Source organism: Clostridium sp. CTA-19 (genome assembly GCF_054767855.1).
Window position 1 is genome coordinate 1 of sequence record NZ_BAAABH010000037.1, and the last position, 19483, is coordinate 19483.

Here is a 19483-nt window from a genome sequence, read left to right on the forward strand (position 1 = left end):
TAACTACCTAAAAGAACAAGGGTTTATAACGTTAACCGAGAGTTATTTAAGATTTAGGTAATTCTATTGAACCGCCGTGTACCGAACGGTACGCACGGTGGTGTGAGAGGACGGAAAATAAAATAATTATTTTCCTCCTACTCGATTATTAGAAAAAAGGATGATGGATGTTGTTATGAGATATGGATTTAATGAATTTACACTTGAAAAATGGAAAGTAACATTTGATATACAAAAATATTTTGAAGAAAGAATAGGAAAGTCCATTTATAGTGTTTTACCTAATGTAAAAGAAACTACTTTTGGATTTTAAAATTTGAATTTTACGGTGTTTTTAAGTATTAAAGTTAAGGAGTGGATTTTATGAAGGCTATTGAAATATATAATCATTTAGAGAAAGATTTTATATTTAAAGGTTTAAAAGACGATTGGGCAAAATATATGGACGAGGTTAAAGACTATATTTCAACAAGTTTTAAAGAAAGAAGCATGGGATTAGTGTGTGATTTTGCAGATGAAATCAATAAAGTTTATACTGCAGTATTTCCAACTAAAGAAGTTATGCAGAAAATTATTGATGATGGAGAAACGGATGCTATGTTGTTTTTACACCATCCATCTATTTGGGATATTAAAAGGGTAAAACCATTTTATCAGATGAATAAAGAATTATTAGAAAAGTTTAGGGAAAATAGAATATCTATATATAATTTACATGTACCCTTAGATAATTTCAGTGAATATTCAACAAGTAAGACTTTAGCAGATGTTTTAGATATAGAAGTTGAAAAACCATTTAAAGTTTATTGTGGAGCTTTAAGTGGTGTAATTGGCAAAACTAAGTGTAAAAGTATGGAAGAATTGCATGCTAAGTTTTTAAAAGCACTAGGACATAATACAAGTCTTTATATGTATGGAGATAACAATATAAAAGATGGCAAGGTAGCTATTGTAGCAGGTGGTGGTAATAATAAAGATACTGTTTATGAAATGATTGAAAATGATGTTAAAGTTCTTATCACAGGTATTTCAGTAAAGAACGAAAAACACTCGGAAGTTCACAGGCTTGAGCAAGAAAATGGTATTAATGTTTTAGGTGGAACTCATTATTCTACTGAAAAATTTGCATGTGAAAAGATGTGTATTTATTTTGAAAAGTTTAATTTAGTTTCTTCTTTTATTGAAGGAGAACCAGTATATGAAGATATGTAAAATTGATATATAGTTTAAAAATTAAGAATGCATTATTTATATAAATTATGAGGAGATGGAATAGATGCCTAATATAATAGTAATGTATCAATCAAAATATGGTGCTACTAAAAGATATGCACAGTGGTTAAGTGAGGAATTAGCATGTGATTTAATAGAAACTAAAAAGGCTAACATAGATAAGATTAAAGAATACGATACAATAATTTTAGGTGGTGGCATTTACGGAATGGGGATATCTGGAATAGCTTTTCTAAAAAAGAATTATGAAAAGCTAAGGAATAAAAAAATTATTGTATTTGCAGTTGGAGCATCTCCATATAACGATGATTCTGTGAAACTTTTGAAGAAACAAAATTTTAAAGATGATATGGAGAATATTCAAATAGTTTATTGTAGAGGTGCTTGGAATGAAGAAAGAATGTCTTTTAAGGACAAGCTTTTATGCAATATGTTAAAGAAAGTTGTTTTAAAAAAGGATTCTAAAGATTATGAACCATGGGAAGAGGCATTAATGCAAGCAATTGGCTCTGAGCATGATTGGACTGAAAAAGAAAATCTTAAACCCATTCTTGATTTTATAGAAAGAAAAAATAATGCATATTAGAAATTGAGTATTGCAGTATTAAAGTTAAAACTGATTTTCATTTTATAGTAATACTTAAGACATTTATGATAATTTTATCAATATAAATAATTTTGGAGGAAGTTGTTATGAAAATATTAGTTACAGATAGATTAATATTAAGGAAATGGAAAGAAAGTGACAGTACAGACTTATATGAATATGCCCAAAGTGAACTTGTAGGCCCTAATGCTGGTTGGCCACCACATAAAAATGAGGAAGAGAGCAAAAAGATAATAAAAATGTTCATGGAAGATAATGAAACATATGCTATAGTTTTAAAATCAGAAAATAAAGTTATTGGTGGGATAGGACTTCATAATACAAAACCTGATGATAAATCTATTCATTTAAAACAAAGGGAAATAGGGTATGTTCTTAATCCTAAATATTGGGGAAAAGGAATTGTTCCAGAGGCCGTAAATTCCTTAATTGATTATGGTTTTAACGAATTGAAACTAGGTATAATTTGGTGCGGACATTTTAGTTTTAACTATAATTCTAAAAGAGTTAATGAAAAATGTGGATTTACATATAGATTTCAAAAAGATGAGAAGTTAAAATTATTAGATAATAAAGAAGTCACTACATTATATTATAGTATTTTAAAGTCTGAATACTTTAATTAATTTCCATTTAAATTATATGAATAAATTGATAATTAAAAAATTCAAGGAGAATAAGAACAATGAATATACGTTTAGCAAACCTTAATGATAAAGAAAAAATAGCAATTTTAATAGCCCAATTTAGAGTTGATTTAAAGGAACTTAAAGGTATAAAATCAAAATTTAATATAGAGCAATCCAAAGAGGAATTTGAAGAATATATAGAAGCAAATTATCCTATATTTGTTGCTGAAGAAAATAATAAAGAATTATTAGGGTATTTAGTTTGTAGAATTGATAATGGAACAGTTTGGGCTGAATCTTTATTTGTTTCTCATGATGTAAGAAGAAATGGGATAGCATCAAAACTATATAAAAAAGCAGAGGATATTGCAAAAGAATTAGGTGAAAGTACACTTTATAATTGGATTCATCCTAATAATGATAAGGTTATAAAATTTTTATCTAAAAAAGGATACAATGTTTTAAATCTTATTGAAATAAGAAAGCCATGGGACAATGAGATATTAACTAAAACAATAACTGTTGGAAACTATGAGTATAATTATTAAATATTGTTATAAGACAAGCTATAATTTTATTATTATAGAATAAATTTATTTATTCGATTGCTAAAATTTTAAGGGGGATAATAAACATGGTAAAAGATAAATCTGTTAAAGATATGTGGGAAAAATATTTAATATCTATTGGTGAAAATATTATAAATACTAATAAAAAATATACGGCATGGTATTTTTGTGCTGATGAGGAAAGTGCCAATAACTTAGCGGATTTAACTAGAGAAGGAATTAAAAGAGGGACAACTTCTCTATATGATTTATATAAGCTGGAAAATGAGGAACTTCCTGAAGTGGGAGAGTATGCTATTATAACAGATTGGGATGGAGTTGCTAAATGTTTAATAAGAAATAAAAAGGTTACAATTCTTCCTTTTAAAGATGTAGGTAAAGAATTTGCTGCAATAGAAGGGGAAGGTGATAAATCTTTAAACTATTGGAGAAAAGTGCATATAGATTTTTTTACAAGAGAATTAAAAAATTTAGAAATGGAATTTACAGAAGACAGGATGGTTGTATTTGAAGAGTTTGAAGTTGTATATAAATAATTTGAGAGAAAAAACAAGTTTAATTAAGTGACAGAAAGAATATTAAAAAATGGGGGATTTAATATGGATGAACAGAATCAGGTTAGGGAAATTGAAGTTGTTAAATATAATTCTAGTTGGAAAAAGGAATTTATGAAAGAGTCAAAATTAATAGAGGATATTATGAAGGAAGAAATAATAAAAATTCATCATATTGGAAGTACTTCAATTCCTGGTATTTTTGCAAAGCCAGTAATAGATGTTTTACTTGAAGTAAAAGATATTAACAATATAGATAAGTATAATAATGAGTTGAGTAAGTTAGGGTACGTATCAAAAGGGGAATATGGAATAAGTGAACGTAGATTTTTCTTAAAAGGTGTATATCATAGAACACATCATATACATGTTTTTGAGACAGGCAATTTAGAAATAGAAAAACATTTGAATTTTAGAGATTATATGATAGCTCATGCAGAAGAAGCAAAAATGTATGGAAAATTAAAAAAAGAGTTAGCGATTAAATTTAAGCATGATATTGATAGTTATTGTAATGGGAAAAATCAATTTATAAAAGATATAGATAGAAAAGCATATGAATGGTCAAAGTTAAAAAAGTAATTAAAAGATTAATTTACAACTAAAAAATGATTATCAAAGTAAAAAATAGTAGTTTAAGTATCTTAGTGATTCAAGATTAATCTCATGATATAATTTTTTATGATTAAACTATTATATCTTAAGGAGATTAAAATGAAAAAGTTGAAATTATTTAATTTTATTCCAATAATAATGACAGCACCTGCTATTGTTATTGGGGCAATAGCAATGTATTATAATAGAATTTCAAATTTTGTTATAATACAAAATCTTATAGGATTGGTTATAATGGGGCTAATTTCATATTATATATTGTCAGGGAACATTAATATATGTAGAAATAAAAATATTAAAGATATTTTTAGGTTAATTCCATTAATACTTTTACTTTTAACTTTTATAGGAGAAGGTATGATGGGAGTTCATAGGTGGATATCTATAGGGCCAATAAGATTAAATATATCTATGATAGTGATGCCTATAATAATATTATCATTATGGAAATTGTTAAAAAATAATAGTTGGTGGAAAGTAGCAATTATAACAATTTTTATATCTATAGTACTTTTTATTCAACCTGATGCTTCACAGTTGTCTGGTTTTGCTATTCCTATGATTTTTATGCTATATAAGAATGGTGATAAAAGAATTTTTTCTACAATAATTTCAGTGGGCCTTTTTATATTAGTTATTTTATCATGGATACACTTAGATAGTCTTTCGCCAGTATCATATGTTGAAGAAATTTTAAATTTAGTAGCTAATATGGGACAAGTGTGGTTTTTATTAGGAATTGTGTCATTAGTAATATTACCAACCCCTTTTATATTATTTCCACCTAAAAAGTTAAAATTACCATCAATATGTATTGGTATATACTTTATTATCATTATAATTTCTACATTTTTTGGTAATTTTCCAGTTCCTTTAATGGGATATGGAATTTCACCTATAATAGGATACATTATATCAATAATATGGTATACAAAGTTAAAATTTAATTAATAATTTATAATACTATAATTTTATTTAATTAGAATTGAAATATTATACATAATAACATGGAGGTACGTTTTGAAATTTAAAATATTCTTTTTAATTGGTTTTCTTATGTTTATTCTTGGAATATACTTTTCAAGTAAGTCCAATTTTATGATTATAATAGGAATATTAGGTGGGGGCATAATGGGATGCATGTCAGCACTTATAGGACATTCTTTAGCAAAAGATATTAAAAATAAAAAAGGCAGCTTATAAACATATAATTTATTTGTAACATCGTATTATTTAGAAATGAATATGCGGTGTTTTTTTATTTACAGTAAAATTAAAATACAAAGTATATTTACAAAATATGTTATAATTAATTGAGTATATTTTATTATGTACATGCTAGTAAGAGATAGTTTATAAAAACTAAATTTTAAATAAAATAGTCTAAAAAATTTAATTTGGTGCAAATGGAGAGGGAAAATGAGAGATAATAACAACTTAATATTAAATGAGATTTTAAAACTTTTTCAACTAAATATATTTAAGGTTAATATTAATGAGATTGGTAATTCCACTAATCTAATATATGATTTACAAAATGAAAATAATTCATATATTTTAAGAATTTCAAAGCGACCTATTTATAATTTATCACAGTATGAGGCTGAAATGAATTACATAAATTATCTATTCTATATGGGAGCAAATGTATCAAAAGTTATTCCATCTATAAATAATAAACTTGTAGAAATCATATATGATAATGATGAATGTCATTTTATTTCAGTATTTGAGAAATCTAAAGGTCATCTTCCACGAGTAGACAGTATCAATGAATGGAATGAGACTTTATTTTATCAATGGGGAAAAACAATGGGTAAAATTCATCGTTTAACCAAGGATTATAGGATAAAAGAAGGAGAAAGTACAAGAAAACAATGGAATGAAGATCTTAATTTTAAAGGTGAATATGCAATATCTAAAAAACATGGTGCTATTTATAATATATGGGCAGAAATAATAAAAGAAATAAATACGTTTTCTAAAGATAGAAATTCGTATGGGTTGATACATAATGATTTTCACCAATATAACTTTTTTATTTATAATGGGAATATAAGTGTTTTTGATTTTGATGATTGCGTATATCATTGGTATGTTTGTGATATTGCAATTGCTATGTATCACTCTTTGCAAACAGTTCCTAAAAGTAGTATGAAAGAGCGAATAAAATTTGGAGTTAATTTTATTGAGAATTTCTTGAAAGGATATTTAAAAGAAAATAAAATTGAAGAAAAGTGGATACATAGAATACCATTATTTTTGGAATATAGAAGAATTTGTTCATATAATTTTGTGTTGAAACTATGGAAAAAAAATGAGCTTAATGACTGGCAGAAAGAATATATAAAAAATATGAGATATAATATTGAGAACCGAGTGCCATATGTTGATATTAATTTTAAAAAATTAAGCTACTAATAAGTTATATTTTGTGTCATGATTTTTATATTCAAATCCAAAGCAGAAATGAATATGATTTTTAATGATTAATTAGGATTATATTTACAAAAATGTTATAATCAATTAGTGATTATAACATTTTTGTTATCTAAGCAAATATAAGTAAATGCATAACAAATAAATTAAGCAAATGAAGATTAATTGTAGATGGAGTGGTAATAATTATGGTAAATAAAGATAGAAAGATACAAGAAAGCTTGAAGATTGATTGTAAAAATTGTTTTGGATTTTGTTGTACTGCATTATATTTTTCTAAATCAGATGGGTTTCCTAATAATAAGGAAGCAGGTAAGCCATGTACAAACTTAGCAGAAGATTTTAAATGTAAAGTTCATGAAAATCTTAGGGAAAAAGGTTTAAAAGGATGTACTACATATGATTGCCTTGGAGCAGGACCAAAGGTTGCTAAAGTGACTTATAAAGGTGAAAGTTGGAAAACTAATCCTGAGTTTTCTAAGCAAATGTTTGATGTGTTTTTAGTTATGAGACAAATTCATGAAATGCTATGGTATCTATCAGAAGCTTTAAGGATGGAAGAGGATTTAAATATTAAGTATAAAATAAATAACATGGTTACTGAAATAGTTAAAATATCTAATTTAGATGCAGTTTCATTAATAAAATTAGATTTAGTTGTATATAGAAGTAAAGTAAATACACTACTTTTAGAAACAAGTAAGTTTGTAAGAAATAAATATAAAAAAGGTAAAGGATCTAATATAAATCATAGGAAATTAATAGCAGGGAGATTAAATTTAATTGGACAAGACTTAAAAAAGAAAAACTTAGTAGGAGAAGATTTAAGTGGCTCACTTTTAATTGCAGCGGACCTTAAAAAAGCAGATTTAAGCGGGGTAGATTTTTTAGGAGCTGATTTAAGAGATACTGACTTAAGTGGGGCAGATTTATCAAAAAGTATTTATCTTACACAACTTCAATTAAATTCAGCTAAAGGTGATACAAATACGCAAGTACCAATATCATTAAGTCGTCCAGAACATTGGTGTGACTAAATATTTGTAAAGTACAAGAATACATGTAAAATATAAGTATGATAAATATATAATATAGCATTATTAATAAATTTAAATTGTAAACAAATAAGACATAAGCAGAAATATATTTTTAAGGATAAAATAATATACTATGAATAAAAAATTAAAAGTATTTAAGGAGTAATTTTATGAAAAAATGCATTGTAATAATGGAATAGTCAAAAAAGAAATATAATACGAAGGAGCGAGTTAAATATGACTATTCCAAATTCAAACAAAGTATATCCAAGAAGTAATGATTATCAGACTGTATATCTCAAAAGTGTAATTACAAGAGATAATATAAAAGTTGGAGATTATACAATATATAATGATTTCTATAATGACCCAAGAGATTTCGAAAAAAATAATGTATTATATCAATATCCTATAAACAAGGATAAATTAATAATTGGTAAGTTTTGTTCCATTGCATGTAAAGCAAAGTTTCTTATGACCAGTGGAAACCATATAATGAAATCACTATCTACTTATACATTTCCTATATTCGGAGAAGAATGGGATAAATCATTAAAACCCACGGATGCTTGGGATAATAAAGGGGATATTATAATTGGAAATGATGTATGGATAGGATATGATGCTATAATTATGTCAGGGATTAAAATTGGTGATGGTGCGATTATTGGAACTAGAGCAGTAGTTACTAAAGATGTTGCACCTTATACTATTGTTGGAGGTATACCAGCAAAAGTTATAAGAAAAAGATTTAGTGATAATATAATTTTGGAATTGTTGAAAATTAAGTGGTGGGATTGGACATATGAAAAAATTCAAGCAAATATTAAATCCATTCAATCAGGAAATATTAATAAATTAGTTTAGTATTCTGTTACAAATTTATTATTATTTAACCTTTCAACTTAAAAAATAAATAATTTATTTTAACACCGTATAATTCAGAAATGAATATGTGGTGTTTTTTTGTTATATTTCAAATAAAACGAGAAAAAGTTTAAAGATTGAACCATGATAGTGGAATATTTATAACAAATAATTTCGCCACAAATGTCAGATTACCTTAATGTTACAAAAAAGTAATATTGTTAAGGGAAAAGTAATATTAATAATAGGAAAATAAATGAAAAAAGAATTAACATATTATTAAAGGGTATATTCAATATAATTAAGAGAAATTTGGAGGCAGAAATATGTATAAAATGTTACAAGTGAAAAATAAGACAATAGCAATAGCAATAGTTATTATTTTATTGTTATTAAGCATTATAGGGATAATAACAAAATTAAATAAGGATAAGGATTATATTGATAAATTGATTAATCAGTACAATCCACAAGGTGCAACTGCTGTGATTATAGAAAACGGTGTTATTACCAATGTAAGAAATTATGGATATGCAAATATTGAAAGAAAAGTTGTGGTTACAGATGAAATTCAGTTTAAAATTGCATCTATTTCAAAGACAATAACCGCATACGCTATAATGAAATTAGTTGATGAGGGTAAATTGGATTTAGATGTTCCCATAAATACATATTTAACTAAATGGCATCTTCCTGAAACTGAATTTGATGAAAGTAAAGTAACTCTGAGGACACTTATGTCTCATACAAGTGGCGTAACTGGAAGTGATGAATGCGGTTATAAAAAGCCATTACCCACAATTGAGCAGGCTTTAAAAAATAGAGATGTTAAATTGAAAAGAGAGCCAGGTGAAACATTTGAATATTCAGAGTTTGTAGGATTTGGTATCTGTCAGCTTATTATTGAAGAAGTCACAAATTCTAGTTTTGAAGAATATATGGAAAGAAATATATTCAAACCATTAGATATGAAAAATACAAGCTATAAAAATGAGAATTCAAATGGAAAGTTTGCAACTCCTTATGCAGGAATAGGTAAGCCAATTGAGATAACACCTATTGTTATGAACGGAGGAGGCGGTGTTTCAACTACAGCAGTAGATTTATCAAAATTTGTAGTTGAACTAATGAATTACTATAATAATGGAAACAAAGAAATGTTTAAGCCACAGAAAAATACACAAAGTATAGGAGGATTATATGCTTTAGGAATCATTCCAAGAAAACTTAAAAATGGCAAAACTGTTTATGAACATAATGGAACATTCACAGGATGGAACGCACAAATAGCTTTTGAACCTGTTAGCAGAAATGGAATGGTTATACTTACAAATTCAGATAAATCCTATTATTTGACATACGGTTTAATGGAAAAATGGGGTGAAAGAGTTATTGGAGAAAAGGTTATTGATACTCAAATGAAGCAAATTGTCAAAGTGGTTTTCAACACAATAGTAATATTGGCTATGATTCTATTATCCTTAGTTGCAGTATTAGTTATTAAAATTAAAAAAGGAACTATTATTTTATCTGAAAAGCGTAAAACAAGATATATTAAATCAGGTATTATAGTGTTTTCATTAGCAATTTTATATTATGGCTTTATGTATACTGATTTACCATGTAAATTATTGTTTAATGTGGATGATTATTATTTGTTTACCTTCTTTCCATTAAATTTTAAATGGGTAAATATTATATTGATACTTACTGGTGCTTTTATTATTTTTAGAAGTAGATATAGTAAAAATAAATATTTGTTTTTTGAAAACTGAACAATGCAGTATTTACAAGATATGTTACAATTGATTCGTTATAGTAAAATATTGTAAGATAAAAATGGGGGGAAGTTATGGATGAACTTAAATATTTAACAGAGTATTATAATAATTATGAAGAAGAAGGTCGTCTTACATCAAAGCATGGGCAGGTGGAATTTCTTACTACAATGAAATATGTAAACAAGTTTCTGAAAAAAGGAATGCGTGTTTTAGAAGTAGGTGCAGGGACCGGCAGATGTTCACTTACAATTGCAGAAAAGGGATTTCAAGTTAATGCAATTGAACTTATACAACATAATATTGATGTTTTCAAGAGTAAGATTACTGAAAATTGCAATATAGATGTTAGACAAGGCAATGCTATAGACTTGTCATGCTATGAGGATGAAACTTTTGATATTACGTTGGTTCTTGGTCCTTTATACCATTTGTTTAATAATGATAAAAAGCACGCCATCAGTGAAGCTATCAGAGTTACTAAAAAAGGTGGGGTTGTATTTGTTGCGTATTGTATGAACGATGCAACAATTGCAAACTGGGGTTTCAAGCAAGGTAATATTCTTGAGGGCATTCAAAATGGTATTGTTGATGTAGATACATTTAAATGTTTGTCAAATCCATCATTACTGTTTGAAATGTATAGGAAAGAGGAAATTGATGAATTAATGGCAAGATATAATGTTGAACGCCTTCATTTTGTTGCAACTGACTTATTAACAAATCATATGAGAGATACAATTGATGAAATGGAGGAAAAAATGTTTAAAACTTATTTAAAATATCATTTTTCTATATGTGAACGTACTGATTTGATTGGAATAACACATCATAGTTTAGATATTTTTAGAAAAAAGTAATCTATATTTAATAAACAATTTTCTTGCTTAACATCAAACAATAAAAAACGAATAATTATTTTAAACACCGTATTGTTCTTAATTTAATTCTACGGTGATTTTTTATTATATTTCAATAAAGAGAACTAGGTTTTAAAAAAATTAAATAATATAATGTTTACAAAATATGTTATAATTTATTGATGATAATAGGAAAATTTTAAATGACAATTATTTGTATGAGAGATACAGATAAATAGAAATTTAAATAACAGATTATATAAAAAATCCGCAGAAAATATCAAGTATATCATCTTATCTTATCTTATCTTATAATTTTTTTGAAAGATGAGGTGTTTTTAATGAAAAGAACAAAGACATACTTAAAGAATTTTGTAGGAACAAGTTATGAAGTTGGGACACAGATTGGTAATTGGATTTTATCGCAACCCGATTTATTGAAAAGGGTGATTTTACCACCTAAGGCATATCCTCAAAGCAAGTTAACAGAAATATTCAATTTGCTTAACAAATATTGCAGTGGTGTAAACGAGGAAATCAAAGGGTTTGTAGATACAGTTGGAATTTCAAAAGAACAAGCAATCTTTTATGCAATGACATATTTGGAACGTGGGTGCAGTTTGATGGCAGCAGTTTCAAACAAGATTGAAACTGGACACACTTTAATGGCGCGTAACTATGATTTTAATGATGAAATGGAAGAAATGTGCTTCGTATATACAGCTATTAAAGGAAAATATCGTTACATTGGTTCTACACTCAATTTATTCGGACGATGTGATGGAATGAATGAATATGGGCTGGCAGCTTGTAAAGCCAGCAATGGATTGCCAGTGGGTAACTTTGAGGGAGGACAGAAAGCAGGCGTAACTGGTTTTTCTTTTTGGGTTGTTATCCGAAGTATTTTGGAAAACTGCAAAAATGTTGATGAAGCTATTGTATGGGCAATGAATGCACCTATTGGATATAATATAAATTTAATGCTTTCTGATAGTAATAATAAAATTGCGCTATTGCAATGTATAGATGGTCATAAAGCATATCGTATTTTAGATAATGCCTCTAAGGAGAGTTTTCTAATTTCTACAAACCATGCAATTTTGCCAGAAATAAAGCCATATGAAAAGATGTTGATTGAAAACTCTGTGATTCGTTATAAAACAATAGAAAAGATGTTTTCTGAAAAAGAAAAAATATCAGTGCAAGATTTAAAAGTGATACTATCGACATCTTATCCGCAGGGATTGTGTTGTCATTATTACCCTGAATTTTTTGGAACTTTACGTTCTATGTTGTTTAATACAACCGAAAAAAAAATAGAAATGACATTCGGTTCACCACAAGTCAATAATTAGAAAATTTTCACTGTGGAAAAATTACAAGAGCAAGAAATTATAGTAAATCTTCCATGTGAAAAAGTGGGAACAGATTTTTACAATATTACCTATTAAAAAAGGAGAATACTGTATTGAAAGATAAACAAATCATTGGTAGAGCAATTATATTTATTGAAACAAATTTGTATGAGCCTTTGACTGTAGAATCAGTTGCTAATGCAGTTTCCTATTCTTATTATCACTTTCACCGTTATTTTCAAGCTGTGATGGGAGAAACAATTGGTAGTTATATCAAAAGTCGGAGATTGACTCAAGCGGCATATGACCTTATATATAGTGACATAAAAATTTTACACATCGCAGTTTCATTGTATTTTGAGTCTGGTGAAAGTTTTACAAGAGCCTTTAGGAAGAGATATGGTATTACACCAACAGAATACAGAAAAAATGGGATTGATGTGTTGATTGGAAGTCATCAGCCGATGCAAATTGACAAACTGACTGAATGCAATTATGTAAATTTCTCACCAGAAATCGTAATATTTCAACCTAAATTTGTTGTTGGGTTTAGATTTGACATGAGTATTGAGAATAATAACATTATTGAAATGTGGAAAAAGTTGAACACTCAATTGGCAAAGCAAAAGTATATTTCAATGAATAATAATAGGTATAGTATTTATGAAACAGGTGGTACATGCTTGTCAAATACATTTAATAAAAATAGTGAAGCTACTGTATTTATAGGGATTGAAACATCATGTGACTCTAATATCCCAGAAGGTATGAAGTTAAAAGAAATTAGTGGTGGAAAGTATGCTAAATTCATACATAAAGGTACAGTAAAAAATTTGCTTTCTACATATTATTATATTTGGGGTGTTTGGTTGCCTAAGAGTAGTTTTCAACTTGATGACAGAGATGATTTGGAATGTTACACAGAACAATTTTTAGGAACTGAAAATGAAGAATCACAGATTGAAATTTATTTTCCTATACAATAGTAAAAATATAATAAGAATTCGTTAAATTCCAATTTAAAAATGAGCTTAAAAAGTAGATATAAGAGAATATATTAAAATATCGCATATTCGTTTTCGAATACTGCGGTATTTTTATTTTACAATTTGATTTAAATACTACATAACTATTGAAATTAGAAATGTAAACAATGGTCTTTGAAAATCCAATAATGTGGTGTTGAAAAAGTAACTATGTAAAACTGTGCAAATAGAATATAAGTACAATAAGTTAAGTTAAAATGAGTAAGAAAATACGTAGCAAATCAATTGTAAATTTTAGTTTATTATGAAATATATATTTGTATTCAATTGCCTTTTCAAATATAATTATATAAAAATATAGATAATTTTATTAGGAGGATTAAAATGGGAAAAATAGGAGAAGTTAAATATATTATTAATAATAGAACAATTAACATAAGAAATGGAGAAGTAAAAGATGCTGAAAAATTGATTAATCTTATTAAAAAAGTTGGTAAAGAAACTGATTTTCTACTAAAGAACCCTGATGAATTTAATCCGACAATTGAAGAAGAGAAAAATTTTATTCAGAATCAGGCAGATTCAGAAGTAGATTTATTGGTTGTGGCAGAAACAGACGGAAAAGTAATTGGAATATGTGGATTGAATGGAAATGTCAACAAAAGGATTAGGCATTCTGCTGAATTTGGACTAGCAATTGAGCAAGAATTTTGTGGAATGGGTATAGGTAAAAAATTAATGAAAGCAGGAATTGAATGGGCAAAAGAAAATGGTATATCTAGAATTACACTTAAAGTTGATACAAACAATTATAGAGCAATAAGTTTATATTTAAAGTTGGGTTTTGAAATAGAAGGCACATTAAGAAATGACAAGATGTTATCTGATGGTAGCTATATAGATGGTTATACAATGGCATTATTATTATAATCAAGCATCCTATATATATCGTAACATTAGTTAATTTACAACATTCTTATCTTGTGACATAAATGAAAAAAGAATGATTTACTCAAACACCGCATTATTCAATTTTGAATTCAGTGGTGTTTTTTCGTCGCATTTCAAAAAAATTACTAATTAAATAGTTTTTTAAGTTTGAATGATATGGTGTTTACAAAATATGTTATAATTTATTGATGATAATAGGAAATTTTTAAATGAGTATTATTTGTATAAGAGATACAGATAAATAGAAATTTGCAGTTAGTATACTTTATATACAATTAACTGAGAAAGGAGGAGTTTATTATGATAAACAAGAAAAATAAAGAACTTTTATGGAGGGTTTTACCTCTATAAATTATGGAGGAAATATGTTTAAAGATAAATTTAATATTAGTAATATTCCTGCAATTTTGTGGGGAAAAAACAGTGAGAAACTTTTTATTGCAGTACATGGAAATATGTCAAATAAGGAAGATGTTGTGATTCAAATTTTAGCTGAAGAAGCACTTAAAAAAGGCTATCAAGTATTGAGCTTTGATTTACCAGAGCATGGAGAAAGAAAAAATGAGAGCACTCCTTGCAAAGTACAGTTTTGCGTTAGTGATTTATCTATAATTATGAATTATGCAAAGGAACATTGGAAAGAAGTGAATTTGTTTGCATGTAGTATGGGGGCTTATTTTAGTCTTTTAGAATATAAAAATGATATATTAAGAAAGGCATTATTTTTATCACCAGTAGTTAATATGGAAAGAATCATAGAAAATATGATGAGATGGTTTAATATAACACCAGAACGTTTGCAAAAGGAAATGATTATAGAAACACCTATTGGTCAAAAGTTGTATTGGGACTACTTTTGTTATGTAAAACAACATCCTATTAATACATGGAATGTAAATACAGATATTATGTATGGGGCAAAAGATGAGTTGTGTGAATTTGAAACTATTAATTATTTTATAAAAAAATATCATTGTGAATTAGAAGTCGTAGATGAAGCAGAACATTACTTCCATACGGAAGATCAATTGAATGTATTCAAGTATTGGTTACGAAAACATATTGACTAACGAATTCTAATTTGTTAAGAAATTTAAAAGGTAATATGAGCAATATATTACGAATTAAATAATGTTTTAAGTTTGAATGATACGTTGTTTACAAAATATATTATAATTTATTGATGATAATAGAAGAATTTTAAATAAAAATTATTTATATGAGAGATACAGATAAATAGAAATTTGTGGAGGAAAAGATAGGCATGAACAACACAAAAGAATTAGAGAACTTTACAATAAATGATGATAAAATCGATTGGAGCAAACAGTATGAAGTAGTAGAGAAGATAGGAGTACGAGGTTATTTACAAATACATTTTGAAGAGTGCAAATATATATGGAGAAAGATGGTACCCAAATCAGGACAGGCTGATAACCTTCAAGGTGAAATTCTTAGAATGATAGTAAAATTAAGAAATGAAGCTATTAATAACGGAAATATAAATTGGGATGATAATTTTGAATGGTTTTGCAATTTTTTAAAAGAAAATTTAGTAAATTGTGGTTTGTTTGATGAAGAAAAAACTATAAAGATAAAAATGATTTTAGATTATATAAAGGATAATGGAAATTATGCTCGTAAATATGCTAATGGAGAAATTACTGATAATCAAGTTGATATATTCAAATTAGCATATACAGATGACGATATTTATGACTATTTAGAAGATGCTATTGCAGAGTATTATTTAACCAATAAGATTCCTATAACATATGAAATCAAAGATTTTATTTATAGATAAACTATTAATATAAATTCCAATTTTTAAATGAACTTAAAATGAGGTTAAAAAGTAAATATAAAATAATATATTAAAATACCGCGTATTCATTTTCGAATACTGCGGTATATATATTATAATTTATTTAGGTTAAATAAATAAATTATAATTTGTGTGGGGGAAGTAGCGGATATGAAAAGATATATTGCATTTTTGCGTGGTATCAATATAAGTGGTAAAAACAAGGTTCCAATGGCAAAATTAAAGAATGGCTTTGAGGAACTTGGGTTTAGAGAAGTTAAGACATATCTGAACAGTGGCAATGTGATTTTTTCAAGTGATGGAGATGACATAGGGAGCTTTACAAACCAGATTGAAACAATTATAAAAAATCAGTTTGGCTCGGATATTCCTGTTTTTGTCATATTAAAAGAAGAACTTGAGGACATTTTGCGTAATGCACCTGACTGGTGGGGCAATGAAAATAAGGACATCTATGATAATCTAATTTTTATTATGCCTCCAGCTACATTTGCTGAAGTATTCAACGAGATCGGAGAACCCAAGGAAGAATTAGAAAAGATAAAGAACTACGAAAAAGTGGTATTCTGGTCTTTTAGTCGAAAAGATTATCAAAAAACAAACTGGTGGTCAAAGACGGCAAGTGCAAACATCAGCAACAAGTTGACAATAAGAACGGCAAACACCATCAGAAAGTTAGTTGGAATGTAATTGCTTTTCAAATTTCAGTTTATCAATTAGGAATTATTAAGCAAAAAATAGATAACGTATTAAAATACCGTATTATTAAAAGTTAATATGCGGTATTTTTTGTTTCGCAATTTAAAAAAATTATGAATTAAATAATCTTTTAAGTTTGAATGATACAGTGTTTACAAAATATGTTATAATTAATTCGTAATAAGATAATCTTAAGTAAAATTTATTTGTATTAGAGATACAGATAAATAGGGATTTGAAAGGATGAGTGAGATGGCATCAAGTAAGGAATATTTGGAGTTTATTTTAGGTCAATTATCTACACTTGAAGATATAACATACAAAGCAATGATGGGAGAATTTATTATCTACTATCGAGGGAAGATTGTAGGTGGAATATATGATGATAAATTATTGGTAAAGCCTGTTAAGTCAGCAATTACATATATAACTACCACATCTTATGAATTGCCATATGAGGGTGCGAAAGAAATGTTATTGGTTGATGAAGTTGATAATAAAGAATACTTATCAGGATTATTTGAAGTTATGTATGATGAATTGCCATCACCAAAACCTAAAAAGAAGAAATAAGCAACTTCCAATTTGTTAAGGAAATTAAAAAGTAAATATAAATAATCGTTTATAATACCGTATTATTCAAAAGTGATGCGGTATTTTTTGTTTCGTAATTCAAAAACAATACGAACTGAAAGTGAAATATGCTATTTAAAAATTGAATAATGATGCATTTACAGAGTATGATACAACTGATTTGTAATATTAAACTTAAGTAAAAATTATTTGTATAAAACATATAGATAAATAGAAATTTAGTAGTAATATTGAAGGAAAAACAAAGCAAAAATAGTCGAGAGTTTCCTTTGTAATAATAATATAATTCTAGTATAAGGAGATGGAAGAAATGCAGGAGCAAAAAGAAGCAGTTCAACGAATGCAGGATTTTATAGAAGCTAATATTAATGAGAAGATTACACTTGCTGACCTATCAAAAGTATCATTATTTTCTCCATGGTATTCTTATCGCTTATTTATACAATGGATTAATCTTACACCAGCTAATTACATTCGCAGACTTCGTTTATCGCAATCAGCATTGAGGCTTCGAGATGAAAAAGAAAAAATAGTAGATGTAGCTTTGGAGAGTGGTTTCGGAAGTGTTGATGGCTTCCAAAGAGCATTTTTTAGGGAATTTGGTATAAATCCACATGAATATGCTTTAAAACCTGTACCTATATACCTTTTTACTCCTTATGGTGTGAAATATAGAACAGTTAGAAAGGAGAATGTAAAAATGGAAGATGTAAAAAACATTTTTATTCAAGTAATTGAAAAACCTGCTAGAAAAGTGATTATAAAAAGAGGGGTTAAGGCTAATAATTATTTTGATTACTGTGAGGAAGTTGGTTGTGATACTTGGGGGCTATTGAAAAGTATAAAGTCAATTAGTGATGAGCCAGTATGTCTTTGGTTACCTTCTTCTTACATTAAGCCTGGAACTTCAGAATATGTTCAGGGAGTAGAGATTTGTGATGAATATGATTGCGAAGCACCTGAAGGTTTTGAAATTATTGAATTACCATCTGCAAAATATTTGATGTTTCAAGGTGAACCTTTTGAAGAAGCAGATTATTGTAAAGCTATAGAATCTGTATGGAATTCTATTGAGAAGTACAATCCAGCTATTATAGGGTATAGCTGGGATGATATGAATCCACGCATTCAACTTGAGCCAATTGGGACTAGAGGATATATTGAATTAGCTCCTATAAAATAGCTTATGTATAGAAGAGCAGATCTAATAGATAAAGTCCAATGTTCTGATAGAGTAAAAAAGTAAATATAAAATAATATATTAAAATACCGCAGTACTCATAAGTGAATTGGCGGTATTTTTTATATTGTATTTCAAGAACAAGATTACATTATGATTAAAATGCGACTTAAATAATTGACAAAAATTAATAATAAATGAAAATGAATTGACGAATAAATTAAAAATATAGAAGGTGATTGAATGAGGGAACTTTATAGAAAGTTCAAAAACTTAACTGGATTTAACTATCAAGGCATGGCAGATAAAGTAGGTGTTAGTAAGCAGCATATTCATGCATCTATGAGAAATTGTTCAATGCTTTATAAAACTAGTATGGCAGCAGTAATGAATTGATGAATTGATGATAAAATTGATGAACTAGAAAAACATATTGTAAGTTTAAAAGAATTTAAAAAAGAAGTAATAAAACAAGCAGTTGAAAATTCTAATGATTATGAGGTGTGATAAATGAATGAGATACCAATATCAATTATCATAATAATTACTTTAATAATTATAGCTTATATGATTTTTGCAGGATACTTAATTAAGCTATTTGTAAAAGTTGCATTAGAAATTTGGAAAAACTGATTTATAGTTTGAATAAAAGATGAAGTAAAAGTAAAAAATGTTCTTTGAAAATTGAATAATATGGTATTTACA

Annotated in this window: 24 protein-coding genes; all 24 read left to right on the forward strand. The window is 27.2% G+C overall.

The window, feature by feature from the left end:
• Positions 1-175: 175 nt before the first annotated feature.
• The 24 genes from ACYUE0_RS15350 to ACYUE0_RS15465 all read left to right on the forward strand — a co-directional run bounded on the left by ACYUE0_RS15350 (position 176) and on the right by ACYUE0_RS15465 (position 19411).
• Positions 176-313, forward strand: coding sequence for a hypothetical protein (locus ACYUE0_RS15350; protein WP_460271349.1), 138 nt, complete (start codon positions 176-178; stop codon positions 311-313).
• Between the two features lie 50 nt (positions 314-363).
• A complete protein-coding gene (locus tag ACYUE0_RS15355; RefSeq protein WP_460271351.1) occupies positions 364-1212 on the forward strand; it encodes a Nif3-like dinuclear metal center hexameric protein in 849 nt (282 codons plus the stop codon).
• A gap of 64 nt (positions 1213-1276) precedes the next feature.
• Positions 1277-1819, forward strand: coding sequence for a flavodoxin domain-containing protein (locus ACYUE0_RS15360; protein WP_199869804.1), 543 nt, complete (start codon positions 1277-1279; stop codon positions 1817-1819).
• A 107-nt stretch (positions 1820-1926) separates the two neighbouring features.
• Positions 1927-2466 carry a GNAT family N-acetyltransferase gene (locus ACYUE0_RS15365; RefSeq protein ID WP_460271353.1) on the forward strand — a complete coding sequence of 180 codons (540 nt, stop codon included), beginning with the start codon at positions 1927-1929 and terminating at the stop codon, positions 2464-2466.
• 59 nt (positions 2467-2525) lie between these two features.
• A complete protein-coding gene (locus tag ACYUE0_RS15370) occupies positions 2526-3017 on the forward strand; it encodes a GNAT family N-acetyltransferase (RefSeq protein WP_460271355.1) in 492 nt (163 codons plus the stop codon).
• A gap of 86 nt (positions 3018-3103) precedes the next feature.
• Positions 3104-3574 (forward strand): ASCH domain-containing protein, encoded by a 471-nt coding sequence (locus tag ACYUE0_RS15375; RefSeq protein WP_460271357.1) that lies wholly within the window; start codon positions 3104-3106, stop codon positions 3572-3574.
• Positions 3575-3637: 63 nt separating this feature from the next.
• Positions 3638-4174, forward strand: coding sequence for a GrpB family protein (locus tag ACYUE0_RS15380; RefSeq protein ID WP_460271359.1), 537 nt, complete (start codon positions 3638-3640; stop codon positions 4172-4174).
• Positions 4175-4306: 132 nt separating this feature from the next.
• Positions 4307-5158, forward strand: coding sequence for an FtsW/RodA/SpoVE family cell cycle protein (locus tag ACYUE0_RS15385; RefSeq protein WP_460271361.1), 852 nt, complete (start codon positions 4307-4309; stop codon positions 5156-5158).
• Between the two features lie 69 nt (positions 5159-5227).
• Positions 5228-5410, forward strand: a complete 183-nt coding sequence (locus tag ACYUE0_RS15390; protein WP_010291867.1) for a hypothetical protein — start codon at positions 5228-5230, stop codon at positions 5408-5410.
• 216 nt (positions 5411-5626) lie between these two features.
• Positions 5627-6628: a phosphotransferase enzyme family protein gene (locus tag ACYUE0_RS15395; protein ID WP_460271363.1), complete on the forward strand. Its 1002-nt coding sequence runs from the start codon at positions 5627-5629 to the stop codon at positions 6626-6628.
• A 206-nt stretch (positions 6629-6834) separates the two neighbouring features.
• Entirely contained in the window at positions 6835-7683 is an 849-nt protein-coding gene (locus tag ACYUE0_RS15400; RefSeq protein WP_460271365.1) for a pentapeptide repeat-containing protein, read from the forward strand.
• A 237-nt stretch (positions 7684-7920) separates the two neighbouring features.
• A complete protein-coding gene (locus tag ACYUE0_RS15405; protein ID WP_460271367.1) occupies positions 7921-8550 on the forward strand; it encodes a CatB-related O-acetyltransferase in 630 nt (209 codons plus the stop codon).
• Positions 8551-8876: 326 nt separating this feature from the next.
• A complete protein-coding gene (locus tag ACYUE0_RS15410; RefSeq protein ID WP_460271369.1) occupies positions 8877-10325 on the forward strand; it encodes a serine hydrolase domain-containing protein in 1449 nt (482 codons plus the stop codon).
• A 77-nt stretch (positions 10326-10402) separates the two neighbouring features.
• Entirely contained in the window at positions 10403-11188 is a 786-nt protein-coding gene (locus ACYUE0_RS15415) for a class I SAM-dependent methyltransferase (RefSeq protein WP_460271371.1), read from the forward strand.
• A 341-nt stretch (positions 11189-11529) separates the two neighbouring features.
• Positions 11530-12543 carry a C45 family autoproteolytic acyltransferase/hydolase gene (locus ACYUE0_RS15420; RefSeq protein ID WP_460271373.1) on the forward strand — a complete coding sequence of 338 codons (1014 nt, stop codon included), beginning with the start codon at positions 11530-11532 and terminating at the stop codon, positions 12541-12543.
• A 164-nt stretch (positions 12544-12707) separates the two neighbouring features.
• Positions 12708-13529: an AraC family transcriptional regulator gene (locus ACYUE0_RS15425; RefSeq protein WP_460271404.1), complete on the forward strand. Its 822-nt coding sequence runs from the start codon at positions 12708-12710 to the stop codon at positions 13527-13529.
• 384 nt (positions 13530-13913) lie between these two features.
• Positions 13914-14459 carry a GNAT family N-acetyltransferase gene (locus tag ACYUE0_RS15430; RefSeq protein WP_460271375.1) on the forward strand — a complete coding sequence of 182 codons (546 nt, stop codon included), beginning with the start codon at positions 13914-13916 and terminating at the stop codon, positions 14457-14459.
• Positions 14460-14845: 386 nt separating this feature from the next.
• Positions 14846-15550 (forward strand): alpha/beta hydrolase, encoded by a 705-nt coding sequence (locus tag ACYUE0_RS15435; protein ID WP_061996275.1) that lies wholly within the window; start codon positions 14846-14848, stop codon positions 15548-15550.
• Between the two features lie 194 nt (positions 15551-15744).
• Positions 15745-16284, forward strand: coding sequence for a hypothetical protein (locus tag ACYUE0_RS15440; protein WP_460271378.1), 540 nt, complete (start codon positions 15745-15747; stop codon positions 16282-16284).
• A gap of 171 nt (positions 16285-16455) precedes the next feature.
• A complete protein-coding gene (locus ACYUE0_RS15445; protein ID WP_199869790.1) occupies positions 16456-16995 on the forward strand; it encodes a DUF1697 domain-containing protein in 540 nt (179 codons plus the stop codon).
• Positions 16996-17256: 261 nt separating this feature from the next.
• On the forward strand, positions 17257-17577 hold the full coding sequence (locus ACYUE0_RS15450) for a TfoX/Sxy family protein (RefSeq protein ID WP_061996277.1): 321 nt from the start codon (positions 17257-17259) through the stop codon (positions 17575-17577).
• 331 nt (positions 17578-17908) lie between these two features.
• On the forward strand, positions 17909-18781 hold the full coding sequence (locus tag ACYUE0_RS15455; RefSeq protein WP_199869935.1) for an AraC family transcriptional regulator: 873 nt from the start codon (positions 17909-17911) through the stop codon (positions 18779-18781).
• A 240-nt stretch (positions 18782-19021) separates the two neighbouring features.
• On the forward strand, positions 19022-19174 hold the full coding sequence (locus tag ACYUE0_RS15460; RefSeq protein ID WP_460271381.1) for a hypothetical protein: 153 nt from the start codon (positions 19022-19024) through the stop codon (positions 19172-19174).
• A gap of 114 nt (positions 19175-19288) precedes the next feature.
• On the forward strand, positions 19289-19411 hold the full coding sequence (locus ACYUE0_RS15465; protein WP_460271383.1) for a hypothetical protein: 123 nt from the start codon (positions 19289-19291) through the stop codon (positions 19409-19411).
• Positions 19412-19483: the final 72 nt, after the last annotated feature.